This is a genomic window from Pseudoalteromonas sp. FUC4 (assembly GCF_008370255.1).
Lineage (GTDB): Bacteria > Pseudomonadota > Gammaproteobacteria > Enterobacterales > Alteromonadaceae > Pseudoalteromonas.
Map to the genome: position 1 here is coordinate 806,642 of NZ_SEUI01000001.1, position 22,447 is coordinate 829,088.

A 22,447-nucleotide genomic window follows, 5' to 3' on the forward strand; every position below is an offset into this window, starting at 1 on the left:
TATGAACTTTATATCTGAAAAGCTTACGCATACATTTGAAGTATGTTTTGCACACAAGCGCTGGGTGCCTTATACGCGAATAAAATCGTTTTTAGGTATGTTACTAGGGGCGTTTGTCGCCTCCTTTTTTATTGATGGTCAACCGAGTTACTCAAATGCTGACCAAACATTGAATACTATGTTTGTGGTTACCCCGTTTTTGTTTTTTGGTTTGGTGCTATTGCAATCCTCGTTACAAAAAACATTTTATAACGCCGATGTCTATGTTACGCCTAGTGCCATAACCATGCCGGATTTTAAAGGCGAGCGTGAGGTGTTTATTGCTTTTAAAGATATAGAGGCAATGTATATTAATTACTTTCCGTTGACGCCGCTATTTTGCTTTGGTCCATACATAAGTACGCATTTAGCGATTAAATCAGTCAACGGTGAACGTTATGGAGTACATACGTTTAATTTAAGTGACTATAGAAGCATTGTTAATTATTTAGCGAAAGTGCATAACGTAAAAATTAAACACCGTTTTTCATGGTGGACATTAACCTACTTATCTCTTTTCCCAATCGGGTTTTTATTGGGCTTTATTGTTTAATTTATTTAAAAAACTAAGGAAAGACATGAAATTAAAATATCTATCAATCCCACTACTTGCCAGTGTGTTAACAGGGTGTGGCACACAAGATGTTGTTATGACAAAAGCGATTAGCTTTGAACCATCAAAATTTATGCGCGAAAATGCTAAAACACAGCCTTTTTTGGTTGTTGAAATAGAAGGTGATGGAAAAGCGGGTACCTGTAAGATTGATTTTCCAATAGGTATGCTAAAAAGTAAAAGAGCGATCAAAGGCACCGGCTCTGAACTGCGAATGCGTTGTAAATATGATGATGTTAAAGGTTATGGCACGGGTTATACACATGAATATAAACACGCAGAGTTACACCATTTAGGTGACAACAAAGCCACGTTATCATTAAATGTAGTGTTGTACACGCGAAAAGAAGATTTATCGATTGAAGTGAAAACACTAAAGCCACTTGAGTTTGAATACACGCTTTAAATAATATATACACAGGAAAATGGATTAACCTAACTTAAGATTAATAAGTAAGGTGCTTTGTAATTCTTAAAAAAATTATTTTTTAAAAGGAATAATGTGCAAAATATTTTTATTACAGTAATTACAGCCAGCTTAGTTTTATTAACAGGCTGCACCAATGGCGAAATTAAAATGACCTCGTTTAAAAAGTTTAAACCAGCTGATGATAAAGGTCACCCTTTCCATAGCGTGTTCTTTAATCTAGAGGGAAATAACAAACAAGAATACTGTGAAATAAGTTTCCCCTGTAAAATCCTTGAAAACAAAGCGGAGATCGATGGCCCAGGTATTAACAACTTAATGATTGGGTGTTCGTTTGATGGCTATAAAAATGTAGGCATGCCAATAACATCAGAGTACTTTAATACAACACTTAAATTTATTGGTGGAAATAAAGCCACGCTTAATTTTCATGGTGAATTAGTGGCGGATCATGGTGTAAGTTATGAAGCAAGAACTGTTGGCCCTGTAGAGTTTGAATATTCATTGTAAATTGGTTAGCTAAATAGTTTTTACTGCATCGCAATACGCTAGAAGAAGGAACCTTTAAAACGTGAAAGATTCACTCTCGCACTATATATATAACAATGTAAAAAACATGCCTGTTTTTGCACATAATGATAATTATAAACTAAAAAATACGGGGCGCTGGCCACAAAAAACAACAAAACAGTGGTTGATGTTTTTTGTAATAAATACACTTGTTGCCGTTATTTTTGGATTAATCGGCATAGACCTTACCCCCAATAAATATCCTACCTATTCAGATCCACAACTAATCCAATCAATAGTTTTAAATTTATTACTCATAAATACAATCCGCTTTGTTATATGGGTTAACCATAGTATTAAATGTGCCAAAGATTTAACCGTAGATAAACATACAGGCTGTGTAGAAACCATTGAATTTACTAAGCCGGTTAAAGTAACGGTAAAAGCATTTCCGACTAAAAGTACTGATTTTAAAATTATTACCGGGGCGGTAATTGAATACCAGAACAATAAAAAACAGGTTTTTAATCGATTATCGATATTACAGCTTCCTGAATTCGTAGATTGGTTAAATAAGAAACATGATGTAAGTATTGAATTTAAAACATCTTTAATTACAAAATTCCCACTGTATTTTTTATTGTTGACCATTTTTTTCTTAATGATTTTGTTATTTTTTATCTAACCCGTCAAAGGGAATCTTTGATTTTATAAAAGAGGCTTTATGGACTTTTTGTGTAATAAATTTAGGCAGTTTACTAACTCATATAGCGCGGATGAACGCCTTGAGAAAGAGTGTCAAGCCGATTTAACAACGTATCCTTTATTAAAAAACTTCACTAAAAAGCAACTCTACCTACACAGTGTAATAGCTTACATTGTTGGGCTTTTATTAACCTGTTTTTTTATAAGCGAAGGTGAGGTGCTTGATACTAATATAAGAGCTGAATATGTTGTATTTTATTTTACCGGCTTTTACTTTGCTTTTTTATTCGCTATTTTGTTTTTTAAGCGTGGCAGTAAACAATCAATTACTCTCTATCAAGACTATTTTGAATTTAAAGATACTGGTAATGTAAATAAGAAATTTTACTATCGGGATATTGAAGGAGTAACAGTAGGTAAGTTTGATTACACCATAGTTAAGCGTATCCGCGGAACGATAAGTCGCCATGAAAATATTAAACTGCCATTTTTTACTCATGCTACATTTTTATTTACTGATAAACACACGCTGACAATTAATCGAATAAACCTTTTTATGCTACCTGAAATGGTAGAAGTCATGACTAAAAGAACACCTGTAGAAGTATCTTATTTGTTCCCACCGGTTATAAAGGTTATTGCAATTATGTTCGCAGCACTGTTTTTAACAGTACTCTCAAGCATGATTATTGTACAAACATACTTAACTTAAATAACCATATTAATTTACTGTAAGATTAGTTGTCGTGCACGTTAAAACCAGAAGTGCATGCAATAGTTATTACTACATGCTCTTTATTATAATTTACTGTTGAGATTATTAATGCAAAGCGAACAGTTAGATATACAATTAGATGACAAATTTTGGTTTAAGCTCGTAATTTTACCAGAAAAAGATGTCCTGACCCCCACGAGTAAAATTACTATGTCGGTAGTGACTAAATTATTTAAGCTAAATTTAGGAATTGAGTTTTTATTTGCAAGCATCTAAACAGCAACACATAACTATGGCTAAAGCCGATATAGATTACATACAATTTAGCTACGGGTATACACGTTCAAACGGGCAAGGCTATCAATCAAAACAATTACACATTTCCCAAGCTGTTGTAGTTCTAAAAAACAATGAACGCTATACAATTAAACCGAATACCATCGCAACATACTTGCTTTATCTTTGCATTTATTTTGATTACCCCGTGAGTTACAAGTATGGCCTTACTGATGGCGGTGACAGTGTTGTGTTCATTCTGCTGCGGGCTATGTCAATGGGTGGAAACTTTGTAATGATAGGTCTCTACTTATATTGGCTAGGGGCAGGGTATTTAAAATCAATTATTTAGCTCAAGCAGAAATTTTCAACCTAACGGATTATTTAAAGAGTATTCATCAATACACAAAGTTTAAAACAGAGGGAACGTTATGATTAAAGGATTTATAAGTATTATTGTAATTGCCGTACTGGGATCACGTTATTAAGTATAGGGTTATATCGGTTTGCAATTCAGCCTGAATTTTCGCAAGCAATTACTTTTGGGTTAATGATTGGTGGCGGACTTTTAAGTATGTACGGTTTGCTATCACCATTTTATAAAGGACTTACAAAAAAGTCATATTGAATATGACTTTAATTTAGCTTAAAGTATACACAATTGATTACTCTAAGAATCACTTTTGATTAAATTGCATACTTTATATAAATTAGGTACAGTTTATAACTGTAAATGCTTTATGGATAAACCAACAAGGATGGATTCTTGACCAGATAACGACTTCTGGCATTTAGAAAATCAACAAAAAATGCTACAGGGAGTTTCTTGTTTTAATAATGAGCGAAAGTTATTTGCTCAAGCACCTGACGTTAGTAGCTTTACTTGAGAAGAGGCTAATGGTGGGTTTAATTTTACTATGGATGCCACAGCAATCAGTGTAGATGAGGAAAAGCTTAATATTTACACCACGTCCCCCATATTTGTTCCGTTAACAAAGGGTTTGAAATGAAATCACAATTAATAGCCTTTTCTAGCATTATGTTTCTAAGCACAGCAGCTTTTGCTGATGAATCTAACGTAGATTTGCCTGCTGAGGATAATCAAGATCCATTATTTATAAAAAAATGCGAAGAGTTTAGACAAGCAAAAGCTGATAAAGACATTGATACCTTGATGTCTTTTGTACCAAAGCATTTTAAAGATACAGAAGAAGAAAAAAAAACGCGCTATCGCATACTTGAGTAAAAAGGCAGAAAAGTTTCAAAAGTATGTAACAAGCCCTGAATTTAAGGTTATATCTCAAAAATTATCAACTGAATCAAAATCTAATTATGCACAGGTTGACATAAGAGCCCAGTATGGTGAAAAAAATTCGTGTCTGACGGCTGTGTATTAGAACTTACCAAAGAAAATGGCTGAATAATAATTGTTGCGTCTAGCTAATTGGCTTTTCCAACACCTTAAGTATTTATATGTTATAAGAGCTTGCAATTAAGCATACTTTTTTATTCAAAGAGGGAATTTTGGCTAATTCAATTATATTAAAATCAATATTAGAAACGATTAAATGGCTATTCATTTGGCTAACTGTAGCAGGGCTTGTACTGGGTGTTTTAAGTCAAGGCTTGATTTTTGATACAAGCGATGGGCTTGACGTTTTATTCATTTTTGCGCTTTTGATGTTTCAATATCGGTTAAAGTTTGATGAACACAAGAATCAAATAGATATAAAGTTAGGTGCTCATTTTTTTAAGAAAGAACTCTTTACGTATAGTCACCACACCATTGATACAAACAGTATAAACACAATATCGTTTAGAGCAGATAAACCTATTAGCGTAATTGATATTAATTACACTTCAGCAGAGGGGAAATTGAGCACTTATACGTTTAGGTGTTTTAAGCAAGCTAAACAAGCGCAGCTATTAGTGAATAAGCTTTCAACCGTTGAGCGCGTTTATACTGCTAAACGTGAAGAGGCCGAGGCTGAAAAAACAAACTCAGCAACAGTAAACAAATTTTCAAAAATATTCCCACAAAATACTATTTTAGGTAATGCTGAGGCTAAAAATAATATTTCCATACTTAGATGCGCGCTACCACTCCCTGATAGTAAGAAAAACTTAGTTCATTTCATCGTAGTGTGTTTTGCTTTGCTTTCGCTATTTATTGCGTTCTCATCACAAAACTGGAAACCTTCTTTTGCATTTTTAGTTATAACTTATGCAAGCTACTATTTTGCTAGGGTAATTATTTGTAATAAATACTATTTTATAAAAACAGCGCCCTTAAGCTCCATAATAATAGATGATGATGAACTTTATTTACCCGCGTTATTATTTACTGATAAAACACCGCGCACACTAACTAAGCAGGATATTATTAGCATTGAGGCTAAATGGAATTACGATTACGACTCAGTTGAAGGATCAATTGGAAGAACAACTAAAAGGTCGCATTTAATCTCACTAGTATTTAATACAACAAAGGGGCAGAGTATCCCACTGTCTCATTGGAGTGTTGATAGTAAAACACTTGTGTTTTCATTATTAAAATATAAATATCCAGTATCGTTAGACAGAACAAGCCAAATGGTTTACCCATTTAAGCTGCATATTGGTTTATTGGTTTGCTTGTTTACACTCATTATACTTGCTATTGCTCTGCCAAAAGTTATATCTCTTTAATAGGTACTGTATTTAGTGTTGGGTTACTGATAGTGTTAATTATAAGCCATTGTAGTAATGTAGCTTTTTAACCATTAAATTTTAAGGATAAGGTTTTGAAAAAGATATTTAAATTTATAATATTACTCACTGCAAGTTTATGTGGTTATGTACACGCACAAAATAACCTAACACTTAATTATCAAGTTACTAAAGAGTTAAATCATTTTGCATACATTAAAATAAAAGTCACCGATAAATATCTTCGTACAGACTATTTTTTGCCAAATAAAACCTTTACAGAAATGACTATTAAAGATGATGGCCAATATATTTTAGATCATCAAAAAAATATCGCATACAGATTAGATTATGCTTTAAATAAAGAAAATAGTGATAAAGCTCTTACTGATATGATGAAATATGCGCCAGGGTTTACTAAAGAACAAATTTATGAAATGAGCTTAGATCCTAAAAACGACCCTAATAATTATATTGCCTACGAAAAGGAAGGCGAAAATTTATTTATAGGGTATTTTGATGATGAAAAAGTCCAAACAGTAAAAACAAGTTCATTCCCAAACCAATTTCTATCATCTGCTGAATATACTTGGCTTTTAAAACGAGCAAGAGAAGATACTTATTTTGGAAAAACGTTTGCTGGCTTTTTAGATGTGCCTTTAATAGATTTTATGCGTAAATTTAAGTACGACACAAATCAAATACCGACAGAAATATCACTGCATGATGAAGGCAAAGCTGTTTTTTTAAAGACTGTTAGTAACAGTGAAATAGATGGTACTGAAGTTGAAATAGAGCCACAGTTTATGATTAAAGACATAACTAATGAATCGGTTCAATTTTTGAAGAATTTAGAGAGTATTGCCAGGGAACAAGGAGTAATAGAATGAAAAAAACCACAAAAAAACTTATTAGATTAATGGCTGCGTCACTTGTTGGTTTAATTCTTTTGAGTTATGGGCTCTTAGCAATGACTCTTGATACTGAGTCTAACCCAATAATCAACTATATCTGTATAGGAGGAGGGTTTATTTTCTGCATGGTTATAGTCATATTTGTTGTGAAAGAAGGTCTGAACAATCCGAGCATTCCTAAATAATCCTTTAGGTTCAACGTTTGTTTATCTTGAATTAACCTTTTGCAAATACAGCTTTTTAGGTAATACATTAGTACTTTAATATGTAAAAACATTAAAATTAATAACGATAACTAATTAGTTTTGGGGTCCTTTTTAGCCATTAATGCTCTATAATATAGCGAGTAGAATTTTATGGTGAAGATAAATGTTAAAAAGGAATAATTTTTTGAATGTGACAAAAAATAATAGACTAATGCTCGTTGCAACAATAATATTTGTTCTTATAGCTTTACCATCTCTGTATTTGTTTGATCAAAAAGTAAGAAATGATGTTTACCATTCAGCTCAAATAGAATTAAAGCGTGAACTTGAAACAAAAAGCCTTTCATTAAAAAAACATCTTAAAGACAGTGTTACCGCCATTCGCTTTTTAGATGCTACACCACCAATACAAGGCATTACCCGCGCAAAAGAAAATAAACTAATTGATCCCGTTCTTGGTACGCCAATTGATGTTTGGCAAGAGCGCTTAGCAAGCATTTTTACAGGTTTTATGCAGACCGATGACAGTATTTTGCAAGCTCGCTATATTATGCTCGAAGATGGTGGGCAAGAAGTTGTCAGAGTTGATAGAAATCAACTTGGAGAGATTAATCGACTGCAAGGTCTGCAATTACAAAAAAAAGGTCAACGCGATTATATAATCAAAGCCAGTATGCTTGATAAGAAAAGTGTTTATATTTCTCCAATTAACTACAACCGTGAAAATGGCCAGATACAAGAACCTTACATCAGTACTTTTCGTGTAGCTAAGCCAGTTTTTGATGAAAAAAATAAAATATTCGCAATATTAGTCACTAACTACTTTGCAGATAAATTAATAAAAAGCTTAACGGTAGAATCCCCTCAAGGAATACAAATTTACCTTATGAACAATGAAGGTGAATTTTTATATCATCCAAACCCTCAACTCCGCTTTGGTTTTGAATTTAATAAAGCTAAAACGTGGACTGAAGAGTTTACAACTGACACTACAATGACAGAGCAAGGTACTTTACCAATAAGTAATTATCCTGTGGCTTTCACTTTAAAAAAACGAATTTCGTTTGAAGGTGATGTAGCCATGCTACCTTTAGAGCTTGGTGTAAGTGTTGATACAAAAACTTTATTTGCAAAGGTGAACGAGAGACGTCAAAATTTTATTGCAACGTTAGTGGTATTTTTTAGCATATTTTTAGTTATCGCCTTTTTATACCAACGCTTTATAAACCGTAAGCTGTTAATTAATTCTCTAAAAGAGCAAAACAATAAAGTAATAGAAAATTCTCTAGATGCTATTTTTACAATTGAGCAAAACGGCGAAATTGTTCACTTTAATAATACAGCTAAAGAGGTTTTTGGTAGTTCAATTTCAGGCATTAATCCTAATTTTGTCTCGTTGTTTAATTTAAATGAAGCAGACACTAATTGTATACAAGAGACTATTACAAACGGTTCAAAAATGCCGTTTGAAGCAATCTACACAGATGGCTATGGTAACGAACAATATTTTTCAATTACGCTTAGCAGTATTTTTGATGTATACAATAATCGTTATCAAGTTGCGGCTATTTTAAGAAATATCAGCTCATTAAAAAATACGCAATCAGAGCTCGAAGCGTTAAACAGTACTCTGGAGCTAAAGGTTTCACAAAGGACCATTGAACTAGAGCGCGCAATTGACCAAGCATTAGCAGCAAGCCAAGCAAAAAGTGACTTTGTAGCAAATATCTCTCACGAAATACGCACACCAATGAATGGTGTTTTGGGTATGCTTGAAATGCTCAAAGAAGATGGCTTAACCGATCAACAATATCATTATTTAAAACTAGCAAATAGCAGTGCAAATTCATTGATGAATTTGATTAATGATATTCTTGATTTTTCTAAAATAGAAGCAGGTAAGCTTGATATTGATAATCATACATTTGATGTTGTTACTGTATGTAGCGATATGATTAGCTCTTTAGCGTTACAGGGCCAGCGCAAAGGTCTTGAAGTTTTTTTAGATACTAAAGGTGTAGTAGACAGAATGGTTATTGGCGACAGCCATCGACTGAAACAAATTTTAATTAATTTAGTTAATAATGCATTTAAATTTACTCATCGAGGTGAAGTAAGTTTAACTATTGGCTCTAAGTACATTACTGACTCAAAGCTATTAATGAGCTTTACAATAAAAGATACCGGAATTGGTATAGCACCTGAAAACATAGACAAACTATTTGAAGTATTTACACAAGAAGATTCAAGCACAACCCGCCACTTTGGTGGTACAGGTTTAGGTTTATCTATCTGTAAAAAACTTGCTCAGTTAATGGGTGGCAATATTACTGTCGTAAGTGAAAAGGGCGCAGGTAGTACCTTTACTGCAACGGTCGAGCTACACGTGGCACAAGAGAAAAAACTAAACACAGGCATAGAGCTTGCTACAAGTATTAACGTCGCTGCATTAATAGCGCGCGATAACGTCTACAAAAACGTGTGCGACTTATTACTATTAACCTGCAAAGTAAAAGCAGAAAACATTGTACGACTGGATTACTTTAGCGAGCACAAGGAGTTCGGAGCAGATTTATTGTTAATTGATGATGAGCATCCTCAAATTGATGCGTTAATTGATTACTGTAAACAGTTTAATAAAAAGTATGTTTTAATTTTACGAGATATGGTGACAGATAAGCCAATAAAAATGGTATTACCTGAGGGTAGCCATATTCTAAATAAACCGCTTACCCAAGATCAATTTAGCTATAAGTTAGCCAGCTTATTTGGTGCTAGTAGTGATTGTATTATAGCGCCACCTAAAGGCTTGGAAGAGGAACAAGTAGAGCCTGATCTATCTGCCTATCATATTTTATTAGTTGACGATAATATGATTAACATCGAAGTAGCTAAGGCAATATTAAAACGCACTAAAGTAAAAATCACCTGTGCATCAGACGGTGTAGAAGCATTAGAAGCACTGAGAGAAAACACAGAGCAAGCTTTTGATGTTATATTAATGGACTGCCAAATGCCTAATTTAAACGGCTACGATACAACAAGTGAAATTAGAAATAGTAAGGCCGGAGTAGATTATACTCACATACCTATTATCGCTATGACAGCGAGTGCGATGGAAGGTGATAGAGAGCGATGTTTAGCTGCTGGAATGAACGACTACATTACTAAACCAATTAAACCACAAACTTTAAAAGACAAGCTAATTACTTGGTTAAGCTAATCGTTTTGACAATCAGCTGCTAGGCAGCTGATTTTTTTGGTTTAGTACTTGTTGATGTATTTAAAGGCGTCTTAATAATAGCTATGTCTGCGCTATCGAGTATAAACTGAGTATCTGACCAGTGTAGTAATTCTATCTTTCCGTCTTGCTGCTCTACAAGCGCAGTACAGCTCTCGATCCAGTCACCATCGTTACAGTAAATAATTCCGTCATCCACTTTTATTTTTGGGTTGTGAATGTGCCCACAAATAATACCGTCTACGTTTTGCTTTTTAGCTTCATGAACTGCAGCATCTTCAAATGCACTAATCGCTTCTCGAGCTTTGTGTACGCGAGCTTTTATCCATGATGCTAGCGAGTAGTAGTTTCCACCAAATATTTTACGTATACGATTGGTCCAGCGATTTAAAAATAATAAAAAGTCGTATCCTGCATCCCCCGCAATACTGATAAGTTTGTTGTAACGAGTCGCTGAATCAAAGTCGTCTCCGTGTATAATTAAAAAACGTTTATTAGCTTTAGTGGTGTGAATAAACTGCTGGTGGATTTCAACACCAAATAATGTTTGATTTATATAATTTCTAAACGCTTCATCATGATTACCGGGAATATAAATGACGCGCGTACCGCTAGCTGCTTTTGTTTGTATGCAGTTTAATACTTCATAATGAGAAGGGTGCCAATAAAACTGTCGTTTCATTGACCATAAATCAATAATATCACCCACTAAATAAAGTGTGTCGGATTCTACCGAGTTTAAAAAATCGAGTAAGTAATCTGCTTTACAGTCTTTGTAACCTAAATGAACATCAGATATCCAAATAGTAGGGTAGTGTTGTTTTTTATGCTGCTGATTGTTTGTCATGCCCGTCATCTATAGTGTAATAATTATACACTGTAGATAAATCTAATGACACTTATGGGACACTTTAGCGAAGCCTCTATGACAATTTATACAAAATCATGTAATTAAAACATCGAGGAAAGTGAGTGATGATCAGATATGATTACGCATAAAAAAGGCCACATTTAAAATGCAGCCTATAGTCTTTTTAAGCGTGCGTTTTGCTAACCTTTAACGGCTGCTTTAATTGCATCAATAGCTGTATCGATATCAATCATTAGCTTTTCACCAGTTCGGCGGTTTTTAAGCTCAACTTTGTTTTCGTCAAGGTTACGCTCACCAATTACTAGCGTAAATGGCACACCAATGAGTTCCATGTCATTAAACATAACACCAGGGCGCTCTTTACGGTCATCAAATAACACATCAAGACCTGCATCTTTTAAACCTTGGTAAAGGTTATTTGCAATATCAGGAATACGATGTGATTTATGCATATTCATAGGAACAATTGCTAAATCGAATGGCGCGATTGATTGTGGCCAAATGATCCCGTATTGATCGTTGTTTTGTTCAATGGCAGCGGCAACAATACGTGAAACACCAATACCGTAACAACCCATAGTCATGGTTTGGTTTTTACCACCTTCGTTTAATACGCCCGCTTTCATCGCTTCTGAGTATTTAGTACCAAGTTGGAATATATGACCTACTTCAACACCACGTTTAATTTGTAAAACGCCTTGGCCACATGGGCTCATATCGCCTTCAACAATATTACGAATATCAGCAACTTCATAATCTGTTACGTCACGATCCCAGTTAATACCGCTGTAATGCTCGTTGTCTTTATTTGCACCGGCAACAAAATCAGCAAGTATGTTTGCTGTTCTATCAACAATAATAGGCATAGATAAGCCAACCGGGCCTAATGAGCCAGGTCTTGCGCCAATAGCAGCAACAATATCTGCCTCTGTTGCCATTTCAAGCGGAGAGTCTACTAATGGGTGTTTTTCAGCTTTAAGTTCATTTAAATCATGATCGCCACGCAGTACAAGCGCCACTAAACCACGTACATCGTTTTCATCAGGCGTACCATAAACAATTAACGTTTTAACACCGCGATGAGGTTTTACACCGTAGTGTTTTTTAAGTTCATTAATTGTTTTAGCGTCAGGAGTTGGAAACGCTTTAAGCTCTTTTGATGCTTCAGGGCGTGGCTCGTTTGGCGCCAGTGCTTCTGCTTTTTCAATATTAGCGGCGTAATCACTGCCATCGCTAAATGCAATTGCATCTTCGCCCGACTCAGCAAGTACATGAAACTCGTGCGATACGCTACCACCAATAGAGCCTGTATCGGCTATAACAGGACGGTAATCAAGGCCTAAACGCTCGAAAATATTACAGTATGCTTTGTGCATCGCTTGATAAGTCGCATCTAAACACTCTTCACTTAAGTGAAAAGAGTAGGCATCTTTCATTGTAAATTCACGAGCACGCATAACACCAAAGCGAGGGCGACGTTCGTCGCGTACTTTAGTTTGTACTTGGTATAAAGTAACTGGTAACTGCTTGTAGCTGCTTATTTCTTTACGTACGAAATCAGTTATTACTTCTTCGTGTGTTGGACCAAGTGCAAACGTACGGTTATGACGGTCTGTAAAGCGCATAAGCTCGGGACCAAATTCATTCCAACGACCAGATTCTTCCCACAAGTCAGCGGGTTGAATAACAGGCATTAGCATTTCAATAGCACCTGCTTTGTCCATCTCTTCACGTACAATGTTTTCTACTTTACGTAGCACACGTAAACCAGAGGGTAACCAAGTGTATAAACCCGAAGCGACGCGACGGATCATACCGGCTCTAAGCATTAACTGATGCGATACGATTTCAGCATCTGATGGCGTTTCTTTAAGTGTTGCGAGTATATATTGGCTTGTACGCATTTTTTTTCCGAAATAGAGTAATTATATTCTTTTAATAGAGCTTAAGTTTACCAGCGGATGCTTTTACACTAAAGCGCTAAGTGAGTTATTTAGTTTTTTTCTATGCTTGTTACTACGTTATGCGAGTCATTAACCTGCCAACGAATATTAAAGTTGTACAAAGTCATCCCATAGCTCTGCTCGCCTTCTTTTTGTTTTTTATAAGCGGGGCGGGGATCTTGTTTTAAAACATTAGCTATAAAATCATGTAAATCTGGGTATTGTGTTTGCGTATTAACAAACTCAATTGCCTGAGGGCTAAATTCAACCGTCATTTGTGTTTCTGGGCGTGTATCTGCAAAGCCAGCACTGGCGTCAAGCATTGCATCTGAATAGGGTAAGTACGGTTTAATATCGATAATGGGTGTGCCATCAAGTAAATCAATGCCAGCGAGTAATAAACTAAGTTGTCCGTTTTTATACTCAATACCTTCAAGTTTTACTGCGCTCATACCAATCGCGTTTGGTCTAAATGTAGCGCGGGTAGCAAATACACCTTTTCGCTCATTGCCACCTAAACGTGGTGGGCGCACCATGGCAGAATAACCTTTATCGGCCGTTTCGTGGAAACGAAATAGTAACCATATATGAGTAAACTCATCGAGCCCGCGTACAAATTCTTCGCGATTAAAATCAGGTGCAAAAATAAGTTTTGCCTTGGCTTGTGGCACTAAACGAGGTTGCCTAGGTATAGCAAACTTTTGTTTATAAGGAGATTCAATGTGGCCAATAGCCGAAATGGTATAATCGCTCATAGTACTCGGGTACAAATAAAATAGAGCGCTATTCTACCTGCATTTAGTATTTATGGCATTAATGTAAGTAAGTTTATTGCTTGTAGACCAAATGGTTTAAAGTTATTTATTAGACTGAGTAGTTTATATTAATGTATTTAAAAAGGACCTAAAACAAAAAAGGGTAAGCTCTTAAGCTTACCCTTTTCAAACATGTTCAAGACATATTAAAACATGTATTGAACTGATACAGACGCTACATCCATGTCTGGATCAATATCATCATCAAGCTTGTAGCGTTCGTACTCTAAACGAAACTGTACATTTGTTGTAAGCGCGTATTCAATACCCGCACCATAAAATGCATCACCACCATCTGTAGAGGCTGATACACTACCTACTGGTAAATCTTGTGTGTAATCTGCATCCCACTCAAGCCAACCACCTTTTGCGTATACAGAAAAGCTCTCTGTTATTGGGTACCCTAAACGTGCGGCAAGCGATACGCCATCAATTTCAGCTTTACTATCAATATCACTTACTTCATCGAAGTTTTGATAAGCAAGCTCTAAGCTTAAGTACTCGTTAAATTGTGCACCAACGTAACCTTTAAGCATTTGTGCATCGTCGTCAAAGTCAGTGTCGTTGTCGCTATCTTCAAACTCAAAAGAATATTGACCGTAACCAATACCTGTATAGATACGTGGAGAATCGAAATCAGAAATGTCAGCGTGTGCTGCAGAGTTAAAACCCATTGTTGCTAAAGCAAGTGCAGAAAGAGAAAGTGTTTTAATCATTGAATAGCTCCTTTAAAATAATTTAAATGTTTGATTAAATTTATCAAACGACAATTAACTAGTTGCAGCGAACATGCCAATTTTAAAAGAGGGTATTAAAACGCCATAATAGCTACTTTTGTATTAGTTACCATGACGTTTAGGTTGTTTTATAAACAAATTGAACTTTTCTATGATTTTGCTTTCAAATACGAGTTGCATGTTTTACAAAACTTTATGAGTATTTTACATGCCTATCAGGTACATCTCTAAAGTGTTAATTGTAATTTAAACTGTATGAAGCAAGTTTTCTGTTTCAATTGCTATTTCTTTCATTTTTATAGCGTAATTTTCTAATTTAATATCTTCTTCTGTTACAGCTTTAAACGAAGGCACTTCTATAGGGTAGCCTGTTTCGTCCATTGCTATAAAGCTGATAACACAATGATTTGTTTCAACCATATTTTGCGTTTTTGGATCGCCACAACGCACTTGAATAAATATTTGCATGCTACTTCTACCCGTATGGGCAATTTTAGCTTCTACTTCGACTATTTGACCCACTAAAATAGGACGTCTAAATTTAACACCCGCAACCGAAACAGTTACGCAGTAATGACCACTCCAACCTGCAGCACATGCATAACCTGCTTGGTCAATCCACTTCATGACGGCCCCACCATGAACTTTACCACCAAAATTAACATCGGTAGGCTCTGCTAAAAAACGAAAAATAACTTTTGACGACGGCATAAATAACACTCTTATTATTAAAACTATTATTAGCATAACGTAAAAAAGGGGCCGAAGCCCCTGCAATTTAGGATATGTTTATAATTTATATGTAAAAAACGTAGTTATATGGCTATATAACGCATAATTTAGTTACATATTAGGGTAATTTGGCCCACCAGCACCTTCTGGCGTAACCCAGGTAATGTTTTGGCTTGGGTCTTTAATATCGCAGGTTTTACAATGCACACAGTTTTGTGCATTAATAACAAACTCTTTATTGCCTGCCATTTCTTGTACTTCGTAAACGCCTGCTGGGCAATAACGTTGTGCGGGTTCATCAAATTTAACTAGGTTTACATTTATAGGAATTGACGCATCTTTAAGCTTTAAATGACACGGCTGTGATTCTTCGTGATTAGTATTTGATAAAAATACACTTGAGAGTTTATCAAAGCTAAGTTGTCCATCTGGTTTTGGGTACGCTATTTTCTCAGCGGCGTTAGCATCAACAAGGGTAGAGTGATCGGGCGTATTATCTTTAAATGTAAACGGTAAACCGCCATTAAAAATATTTTGATCAAGCGTGTTATACGCACCCCCTACAAACTTACCGAGTTTGTGCATTGCAGGGCCAAAGTTACGAGATTGATATAACTCTTTATATGCCCACGATTGCTCAAATGCCGTTTGATAATGAGTTAAATCGGTATTTGCCAACTCATTTTGCAATGCTTCAAAAATAACCTCAGCGGCAATCATTCCCGATTTCATTGCGGTGTGATTACCTTTAATTTTTGCAAAATTAAGTGTGCCTGCATCACACCCTACAAGTAAACCACCAGCAAAATGCATTTTTGGTAATGAATGCAAGCCACCTTTAGCAATAGCACGCGCACCATAAGCAATACGTTCTGCGCCTTCAAGTACATTTTTAAATACTGGATGGTGCTTCATTCGCTGAAACTCATCAAACGGGCTTAAATGTGGGTTTGAGTAATTTAAATCAACAATTAAACCAACAACAACTTGATTTTTTTCACTGTGATACATAAATGCACCACCATTAGTATCGCCGCTAAGTGGCCAACCTGTACCATGAACTACCTTGCCAAGCTCATGTTTACTTTCATCTATTTGCCAGATTTCTTTAAAGCCTAAACCGTAATGCTGCGGCGATGAATCTGCATCAAGTGCAAACTCATTAATTAATTGTTTACCTAAATGACCACGGCAACCTTCAGCAAAAATAGTGTATTTTGCACGAAGCTCCATGCCAGGCATGTAACCGTCTTTTTCATTCCCGTCTTTGTCGACACCCATATCGCCAGTAATAATGCCTTTTATTGCTTCATCTTCAATTATTAAAGAGTGTGCGCTAAATCCTGGAAAAATCTCTACGCCTAAGCTTTCAGCTTGCTCTGCAAGCCATCGACATACATTACCCATAGACACAATGTAGTTACCATCATTATGAAATGTTTTTGGTGTAGCAAAATTGGGAATTGATGTCGCTTTTTGCTCGTTGTTAAACCAATAAATTTCATCGTTAGTTACTTTGGTTGTAACCGGTGCGCCAAGCTCTTGCCAATTAGGTAGTAGTTCATCCAAAGCTTTGGTTTCAAAAACAGCACCAGAGAGAACATGTGCGCCTACTTCCGAACCCTTTTCGACTACGCAAATCATGCACTCTTGTTGTTTTTCTTGTGCTAATTGCGCGAGTTTAATTGCACTTGAAAGCCCAGCTGGGCCTGCACCAACAATTACTACATCAAATTCCATGGTTTCACGTTCGACCATAATAACCTCTTTATCTATGACGGACTTATTTCAATGTTTACTACGCATTTAAATAAGGTGTACAGCCTATTTTTAACCTTGCAAATTAAACGTTACAGACTGTGAATAGTTAAAGGTTATTTTAGGTTGACGTTTACGTCAACAGGAAGTAGTCTAATTTCATGAAATAAATAAGTTGACGTGCACGTTACCTTGTAGGTTTAAATAATTATGGAGTTCCTATGAAAGTTCTCGTACCAATAAAAAGAGTGATTGATTACAACGTAAAAGCACGCGTTAAAAGTGATAACAGCGACGTTGATTTAACTAACGTAAAAATGGCAATGAACCCGTTTTGTGAAATCGCTATAGAAGAAGCAATTCGCCTCAAAGAAGCCGGTACTGCCACTGAAGTGGTTGCCGTAACTATTGGTCCAAAAGCGTCGCAAGAACAATTACGCACAGCATTAGCACTGGGCGCTGACAAAGCCATTCACATCGAAACCGATGAAAAGCTCGAGTCACTTCATATTGCAAAGTTACTCGCTAAAATTGTTGATCAAGAAACGCCTGAACTTGTCATTTTAGGTAAGCAGTCAATCGACTCAGATAATAATCAAACAGGTCAAATGCTTGCTGCATTAACTAATCGCGGGCAGGGTACTTTCGCATCAAAAGTAGTTATTGAAAATGGCAAAGTAAATGTTACCCGCGAAGTTGATGGCGGGCTGCAAACGGTGGCTCTTAATTTACCAGCGATTGTTACAACCGATTTACGCTTAAACGAACCTCGCTATGCATCACTGCCAAATATTATGAAAGCCAAACGTAAGCCGCTTGAAGTAATAGCAGCAGATTCGCTTGGTGTTGATTTAACACCGCGTATGCAGTTAATAAGTGTAGAAGAGCCAGCTAAACGCACCGCAGGAATTATTGTTGAAGACGTTGCGCAGCTTGTAGAAAAATTAAAAACAGAGGCAAAGGTGATTTAAATGAAAACACTCGTAATTGCAGAGCACGACAACGGTGCCTTAAAACCAGAAACCTCAAAAACTATTAACGCCGCAGTAAAAATGGGTTTTCCTATTAATGTGCTAATTGTAGGTAACAACTTAAGCGCAATGAGCTCACAAGTTGCCAGCATTGATGGCGTAGCTAATGTTTTAGTTGCCGATAATAGCGTTTATGAACATCAGTTAGCTGAGAGCATGAGCGATTTAGTTTTATCACTTAGCGACAACTACAGCCACATTGTTGCAAGTGCTACTACAACGGGCAAAAACTTTATGCCACGTGTTGCCGCGCTATTAGATGTTGCGCAAATTTCTGAAATTATCGCAGTAGTGGATGCAGATACATTTAAACGACCTATTTATGCTGGTAATGCAATCGCCACGGTTAAATCACTCGACAGTAAAAAAGTAATTACCGTGCGTGCCAGTAGTTTTGATTTACAAGGTGAGCAATCAGCTGTTGCTATAACAAGTATTGATACAGTTTCAGATTCGCAATTAAGTAGCTTTGTAAGTGTTGAGCAAACCGAATCAGAACGCCCTGAGCTTACAGCTGCTAGTGTGGTCATATCGGGTGGTCGCGGTATGCAAAACGGCGAAAACTTTGCATTACTCAATGGTATTGCCGATAAACTAGGTGCAGCTATTGGTGCGTCGCGCGCTGCAGTTGATGCAGGCTTTGTACCTAACGACATGCAAGTAGGGCAAACAGGTAAAATTGTAGCACCTAACTTGTATATTGCAGTAGGTATCAGCGGTGCTATTCAGCATTTAGCCGGCATGAAAGACTCAAAAGTAATCGTCGCGATTAATAAAGACCCTGATGCACCTATCTTTCAGGTAGCTGATTACGGTTTAGTGGCTGATTTGTTTGAAGTACTGCCACAGTTAGAGAGTGCTTTATAGCCTTTAAATAAACAAACTTATTCTGGTTGAAAGCCGTGGTGCTCTTTGAGTGCTGCGGCTTTTTTATACGGTTAATTCAAGACACAAAAAAACCAGCCAAATGGCTGGTTTTTAGTATTTATAAACGGCTAACTTAGTATTAGTAAGTTGCGCTGCCTTTAGTGCGAGGGAAGGCAATAACGTCGCGTACGTTGCCCATACCTGTTACATAAGCAACTAAGCGTTCAAAGCCTAAACCAAAGCCTGAATGTGGTACGCTACCGTATTTACGTAAATCGCGGTACCAGCTGTAATCTTCTTTGTTTAAGCCCATTTCTTCTAAGCGTGCATCAAGTACGTCAAGGCGTTCTTCACGTTGTGAACCACCAATGATCTCACCAATACCAGGTGCTACAACGTCCATTGCGGCAACGGTTTTACCGTCTTCGTTTTGGCGCATGTAAAATGCTTTAATGTCACGTGGGTAGTTTTTAATAACTACCGGTGCTTTAAAGTGTTCTTCAGCTAAGTAACGTTCGTGCTCAGACTGTAAATCTACGCCCCATTCAACAGCGTACTCAAACTTTTTACCACATGTTTTAAGAATTTCTACAGCGTCTGTGTAGTCAACTTGTGCAAAGTCTTTATCTACAAATTCTTCTAAACGCGTAATTGCAGTTTTTTCTACACGTTGTGCAAAAAATTCCATGTCATCACGGCGCTCTTCAAGTACAGCTTTAAATACATACTTAAGCATGTTTTCAGCAAGTTTTGCTATATCTTCTAAATCAGCAAATGCTACTTCAGGCTCTACCATCCAAAATTCTGCAAGGTGGCGAGATGTATTTGAGTTCTCTGCACGGAACGTAGGACCAAACGTGTAAATTTTTGACATTGCAGACGCGTAAGTCTCGCCATTTAACTGGCCAGATACAGTAAGGAATGCTTCTTTACCGAAAAAATCTTCGCTGTAGTCAACGTCGCCTTTGTCTGTAAGCGGTAAGTTTTGCATATCAAGCGTTGATACACGGAACATTTCGCCAGCGCCTTCACAGTCACTTGCCGTAATGATTGGCGTGCTGATCCAGTAAAAGCCTTGCTCGTGGTAAAAACGGTGAATAGCTTGTGCTAAACAGTTACGTACACGTGTTACCGCGCCAATCATATTTGTACGAGGGCGAAGGTGTGCGTGCTCACGTAAGTACTCAATGCTGTGGCGCTTTGCCGACATTGGGTATGAATCTGGGTTTTCTACCCAACCTAATACAGTTACAGTATTAGCTTGAATTTCGAAAGACTGACCTTGGCCAGCAGATTGTACTAAAACACCAGTAACCGACACAGAACAACCGGCTGTTAAGCTAGTAACTTCATCATAATTATTCAGTGAATTAGGAACTACCGCTTGAATAGGATCAAAACACGAACCGTCATGAACGGCTAAAAATGAAATTCCTGCTTTTGAATCGCGGCGAGTACGGATCCAGCCCTTAATTGTTACTTGGCTGTCTACCGCAACATTGCCTTTTAATAGCTCTGAAATCGCTAAATGGCTCATCTTCACTCCAATGATATAAGTTGCCTAACTATTTTATTTTAACTGTGCGCAACACTCGGGCATAAATTGCACATAAACGGCGTTGCACTTGAACCCTGTATCTTACCTAGTAAAGTTAAATAAAAAAACTATTGTGGGCAACTCTTTAAAAGTTTTTATGCATGCGCTTTATTTTTAAACAGTTTTTAGAGTTTAATTGCCACTATTATGATTTGTTACTCTGAAATTTAATGATTTTGTGGCATTATTAACATACAAACTAAATTAATATTTATTCACCCTTAAAAAATCGATGCTATGAAACAAGTTTTTATTTTACGAGGACTACCAGGAAGTGGTAAGTCTTACTACGCGCAAAGCCTTGCTGACGAATTAGGTGGAGCCGACGAAAGTCAGTATCTAATTTGCTCAACTGATGATTACTTTAGTAATGAGCAGGGCGAATATCATTTTGATAAATTTAAGTTACCACAATTTCATAATTTAAATTTGGCGCGCTTTATAAATGCACTTGCTCAAGGCATTCCATTGGTGATCGTAGATAACACCAATATTAAAAAGTGGGAATTTATAGCTTACTCTCAAGCTGCCGTTGCTTTAGGTTATCAAGTAAAAGAAGTGATAGTGGGTGAAGTAAAAGACAAAGCTATGCAGCACCTATACGCTAAACGAAACTCACATAATGTGCCGCTAAAAACCATAAGCAAAATGGCCTACATGTTTGAGTGGTGATTTGCGTTAATGTATTAACTAAAAAAGCCCATACATATGGGCTTTTTTAGTTTTTAGCTCTACTAGTTAGCTTTTGTATAAACCGCTAGTGGGTGCGAGGTACTGAGTGATACATGCACTTCATCGCCAGGGTTTACCACAACTTCATGGCTTACTCGGCTAGTTACAACCGTAGAGCACACAAGTTTTACAGCGCATAAGCGGCTACCACCTTCAAAACGTACCCAAATCACTTCGCCGTTATTGCCAACACTGCTTTGTACAAGTAACACATCGTCTGGTCTAAGTAGTACATCAACGTCGCCACTTTCACAGTCAACGCCATGAGCGGGCGCATTACCAATTGAGGTAGTGGCTTGTCCTTGGCTAAATTGGCCGCTAATAAAGCTGGCTTCACCTAAAAAGCGTGCCACAAAGCGATTGTTTGGGGTACTAAAACAGCGCTCGGGTGTATCGATTTGCTGAATTTTACCGCCTTTTAAAATACCAACGCGATCGCCCACTGAGAGTGCTTCTTCTTGGTCGTGTGTTACCCAAATAGCGGGTACTCCAGCGGCTTTTAGTGCGTTTCTAATATCCCAACGAAGCATGTCTTTAAGGGCGGCATCTAAGTTTGAAAGCGGCTCATCAAGTAATACAAAGTCAGGTTGATGGGCAAGGGTACGCGCAAGTGCAACGCGCTGCTTTTGTCCGCCAGAAAGCGTTGCTGGTTTTTTGTCTCTAAAATCGCTCAGTCCAAGTAGGTTTATCCAATACTCAGCAGGGGCTGTATCTTTTAATCTAAAGCAAATGTTTTGCTCAACCGTTAAATGCGGAAATAATGCAAAGTCTTGAAACACCATACCAACACTGCGTTTTTCAGGTGGTACCGTTAATTTAGGCGTAGCACGCCATTTACCCACGTTTATTTCGCCTTCGCTGATAGGTAAAAGCCCAGCAAGTGCTTGTAAAATTGTGCTCTTACCACAGCCTGTAGGGCCGACAAGCATAAGGATTTCACTTTGTTCAAGCGATAGGTTTAAATCGCTTACTACGCGGTTACTGCCATAATCTATAGACAACTGACTTACAGATAGCATTGTTTTTTTTA

General features: G+C 36.8%; 22 protein-coding genes. 14 read left to right on the forward strand and 8 right to left on the reverse strand.

What is annotated here, in order from left to right; genetic code table 11:
- The first annotated feature begins 1 nt into the window (after position 1).
- The 11 genes from EU510_RS03615 to EU510_RS03665 all read left to right on the forward strand — a co-directional run bounded on the left by EU510_RS03615 (position 2) and on the right by EU510_RS03665 (position 10,316).
- Positions 2–592, forward strand: a complete 591-nt coding sequence (locus EU510_RS03615; RefSeq protein ID WP_149592292.1) for a hypothetical protein — start codon at positions 2–4, stop codon at positions 590–592.
- Between the two features lie 25 nt (positions 593–617).
- On the forward strand, positions 618–1,058 hold the full coding sequence (locus EU510_RS03620; RefSeq protein WP_149592293.1) for a hypothetical protein: 441 nt from the start codon (positions 618–620) through the stop codon (positions 1,056–1,058).
- A gap of 96 nt (positions 1,059–1,154) precedes the next feature.
- Positions 1,155–1,589 carry a hypothetical protein gene (locus EU510_RS03625; RefSeq protein WP_149592294.1) on the forward strand — a complete coding sequence of 145 codons (435 nt, stop codon included), beginning with the start codon at positions 1,155–1,157 and terminating at the stop codon, positions 1,587–1,589.
- Positions 1,590–1,695: 106 nt separating this feature from the next.
- A complete protein-coding gene (locus EU510_RS03630; RefSeq protein WP_149592295.1) occupies positions 1,696–2,274 on the forward strand; it encodes a hypothetical protein in 579 nt (192 codons plus the stop codon).
- Positions 2,275–2,313: 39 nt separating this feature from the next.
- The gene (locus EU510_RS03635; RefSeq protein ID WP_149592296.1) at positions 2,314–3,006 is read left to right on the forward strand and encodes a hypothetical protein; all 693 of its coding nucleotides are present in this window, start codon (positions 2,314–2,316) and stop codon (positions 3,004–3,006) included.
- 295 nt (positions 3,007–3,301) lie between these two features.
- Positions 3,302–3,637, forward strand: coding sequence for a hypothetical protein (locus EU510_RS03640; protein WP_149592297.1), 336 nt, complete (start codon positions 3,302–3,304; stop codon positions 3,635–3,637).
- A gap of 654 nt (positions 3,638–4,291) precedes the next feature.
- Positions 4,292–4,531 (forward strand): hypothetical protein, encoded by a 240-nt coding sequence (locus EU510_RS03645; RefSeq protein ID WP_149592298.1) that lies wholly within the window; start codon positions 4,292–4,294, stop codon positions 4,529–4,531.
- A 278-nt stretch (positions 4,532–4,809) separates the two neighbouring features.
- The gene (locus EU510_RS03650) at positions 4,810–5,973 is read left to right on the forward strand and encodes a hypothetical protein (protein ID WP_149592299.1); all 1,164 of its coding nucleotides are present in this window, start codon (positions 4,810–4,812) and stop codon (positions 5,971–5,973) included.
- Between the two features lie 95 nt (positions 5,974–6,068).
- Entirely contained in the window at positions 6,069–6,863 is a 795-nt protein-coding gene (locus EU510_RS03655) for a hypothetical protein (protein WP_149592300.1), read from the forward strand.
- Positions 6,860–7,072: a hypothetical protein gene (locus tag EU510_RS03660; RefSeq protein ID WP_149592301.1), complete on the forward strand. Its 213-nt coding sequence runs from the start codon at positions 6,860–6,862 to the stop codon at positions 7,070–7,072. The genes EU510_RS03655 and EU510_RS03660 overlap by 4 nt, the downstream gene beginning before the upstream one ends.
- Positions 7,073–7,304: 232 nt before the next feature.
- Complete coding sequence (locus EU510_RS03665; RefSeq protein WP_149592689.1) at positions 7,305–10,316, forward strand: ATP-binding protein; 3,012 nt, start codon at positions 7,305–7,307, stop codon at positions 10,314–10,316.
- A gap of 19 nt (positions 10,317–10,335) precedes the next feature.
- Here EU510_RS03665 and EU510_RS03670 read toward each other — a convergent pair whose 3' ends face one another.
- The 6 genes from EU510_RS03670 to EU510_RS03695 all read right to left on the reverse strand — a co-directional run bounded on the left by EU510_RS03670 (position 10,336) and on the right by EU510_RS03695 (position 17,190).
- Positions 10,336–11,181 (reverse strand): UDP-2,3-diacylglucosamine diphosphatase, encoded by an 846-nt coding sequence (locus tag EU510_RS03670; protein WP_149592302.1) that lies wholly within the window; start codon positions 11,179–11,181, stop codon positions 10,336–10,338.
- 203 nt (positions 11,182–11,384) lie between these two features.
- A complete protein-coding gene (locus EU510_RS03675; RefSeq protein WP_149592303.1) occupies positions 11,385–13,109 on the reverse strand; it encodes a proline--tRNA ligase in 1,725 nt (574 codons plus the stop codon).
- Between the two features lie 89 nt (positions 13,110–13,198).
- On the reverse strand, positions 13,199–13,903 hold the full coding sequence (gene tsaA, locus EU510_RS03680; protein ID WP_149592304.1) for a tRNA (N6-threonylcarbamoyladenosine(37)-N6)-methyltransferase TrmO: 705 nt from the start codon (positions 13,901–13,903) through the stop codon (positions 13,199–13,201).
- A 206-nt stretch (positions 13,904–14,109) separates the two neighbouring features.
- The gene (locus EU510_RS03685; RefSeq protein ID WP_149592305.1) at positions 14,110–14,679 is read right to left on the reverse strand and encodes an outer membrane beta-barrel protein; all 570 of its coding nucleotides are present in this window, start codon (positions 14,677–14,679) and stop codon (positions 14,110–14,112) included.
- 267 nt (positions 14,680–14,946) lie between these two features.
- Positions 14,947–15,411 carry an acyl-CoA thioesterase gene (locus EU510_RS03690; RefSeq protein ID WP_149592306.1) on the reverse strand — a complete coding sequence of 155 codons (465 nt, stop codon included), beginning with the start codon at positions 15,409–15,411 and terminating at the stop codon, positions 14,947–14,949.
- Positions 15,412–15,543: 132 nt separating this feature from the next.
- Positions 15,544–17,190: an electron transfer flavoprotein-ubiquinone oxidoreductase gene (locus EU510_RS03695; RefSeq protein ID WP_149592307.1), complete on the reverse strand. Its 1,647-nt coding sequence runs from the start codon at positions 17,188–17,190 to the stop codon at positions 15,544–15,546.
- A 221-nt stretch (positions 17,191–17,411) separates the two neighbouring features.
- Here EU510_RS03695 and EU510_RS03700 point away from each other — a divergent pair, with 221 nt between their 5' ends.
- Together EU510_RS03700 and EU510_RS03705 are read left to right on the forward strand one after the other, a co-directional pair.
- Complete coding sequence (locus EU510_RS03700; protein WP_149592308.1) at positions 17,412–18,161, forward strand: electron transfer flavoprotein subunit beta/FixA family protein; 750 nt, start codon at positions 17,412–17,414, stop codon at positions 18,159–18,161.
- Complete coding sequence (locus EU510_RS03705) at positions 18,162–19,088, forward strand: electron transfer flavoprotein subunit alpha/FixB family protein (RefSeq protein WP_149592309.1); 927 nt, start codon at positions 18,162–18,164, stop codon at positions 19,086–19,088. It abuts the gene before it with no gap.
- Positions 19,089–19,227: 139 nt separating this feature from the next.
- On the opposite strand, the gene asnS is transcribed toward EU510_RS03705, so the two are convergent.
- Positions 19,228–20,625 carry an asparagine--tRNA ligase gene (gene asnS / locus EU510_RS03710; RefSeq protein WP_149592310.1) on the reverse strand — a complete coding sequence of 466 codons (1,398 nt, stop codon included), beginning with the start codon at positions 20,623–20,625 and terminating at the stop codon, positions 19,228–19,230.
- 297 nt (positions 20,626–20,922) lie between these two features.
- On the opposite strand from asnS, the gene EU510_RS03715 reads away from it, so the two are divergent.
- Positions 20,923–21,357, forward strand: a complete 435-nt coding sequence (locus EU510_RS03715; protein WP_149592311.1) for an ATP-binding protein — start codon at positions 20,923–20,925, stop codon at positions 21,355–21,357.
- Between the two features lie 62 nt (positions 21,358–21,419).
- Here EU510_RS03715 and EU510_RS03720 read toward each other — a convergent pair whose 3' ends face one another.
- The gene (locus EU510_RS03720; RefSeq protein ID WP_149592312.1) at positions 21,420–22,436 is read right to left on the reverse strand and encodes an ABC transporter ATP-binding protein; all 1,017 of its coding nucleotides are present in this window, start codon (positions 22,434–22,436) and stop codon (positions 21,420–21,422) included.
- Between the last annotated feature and the right edge of the window lie 11 nt (positions 22,437–22,447).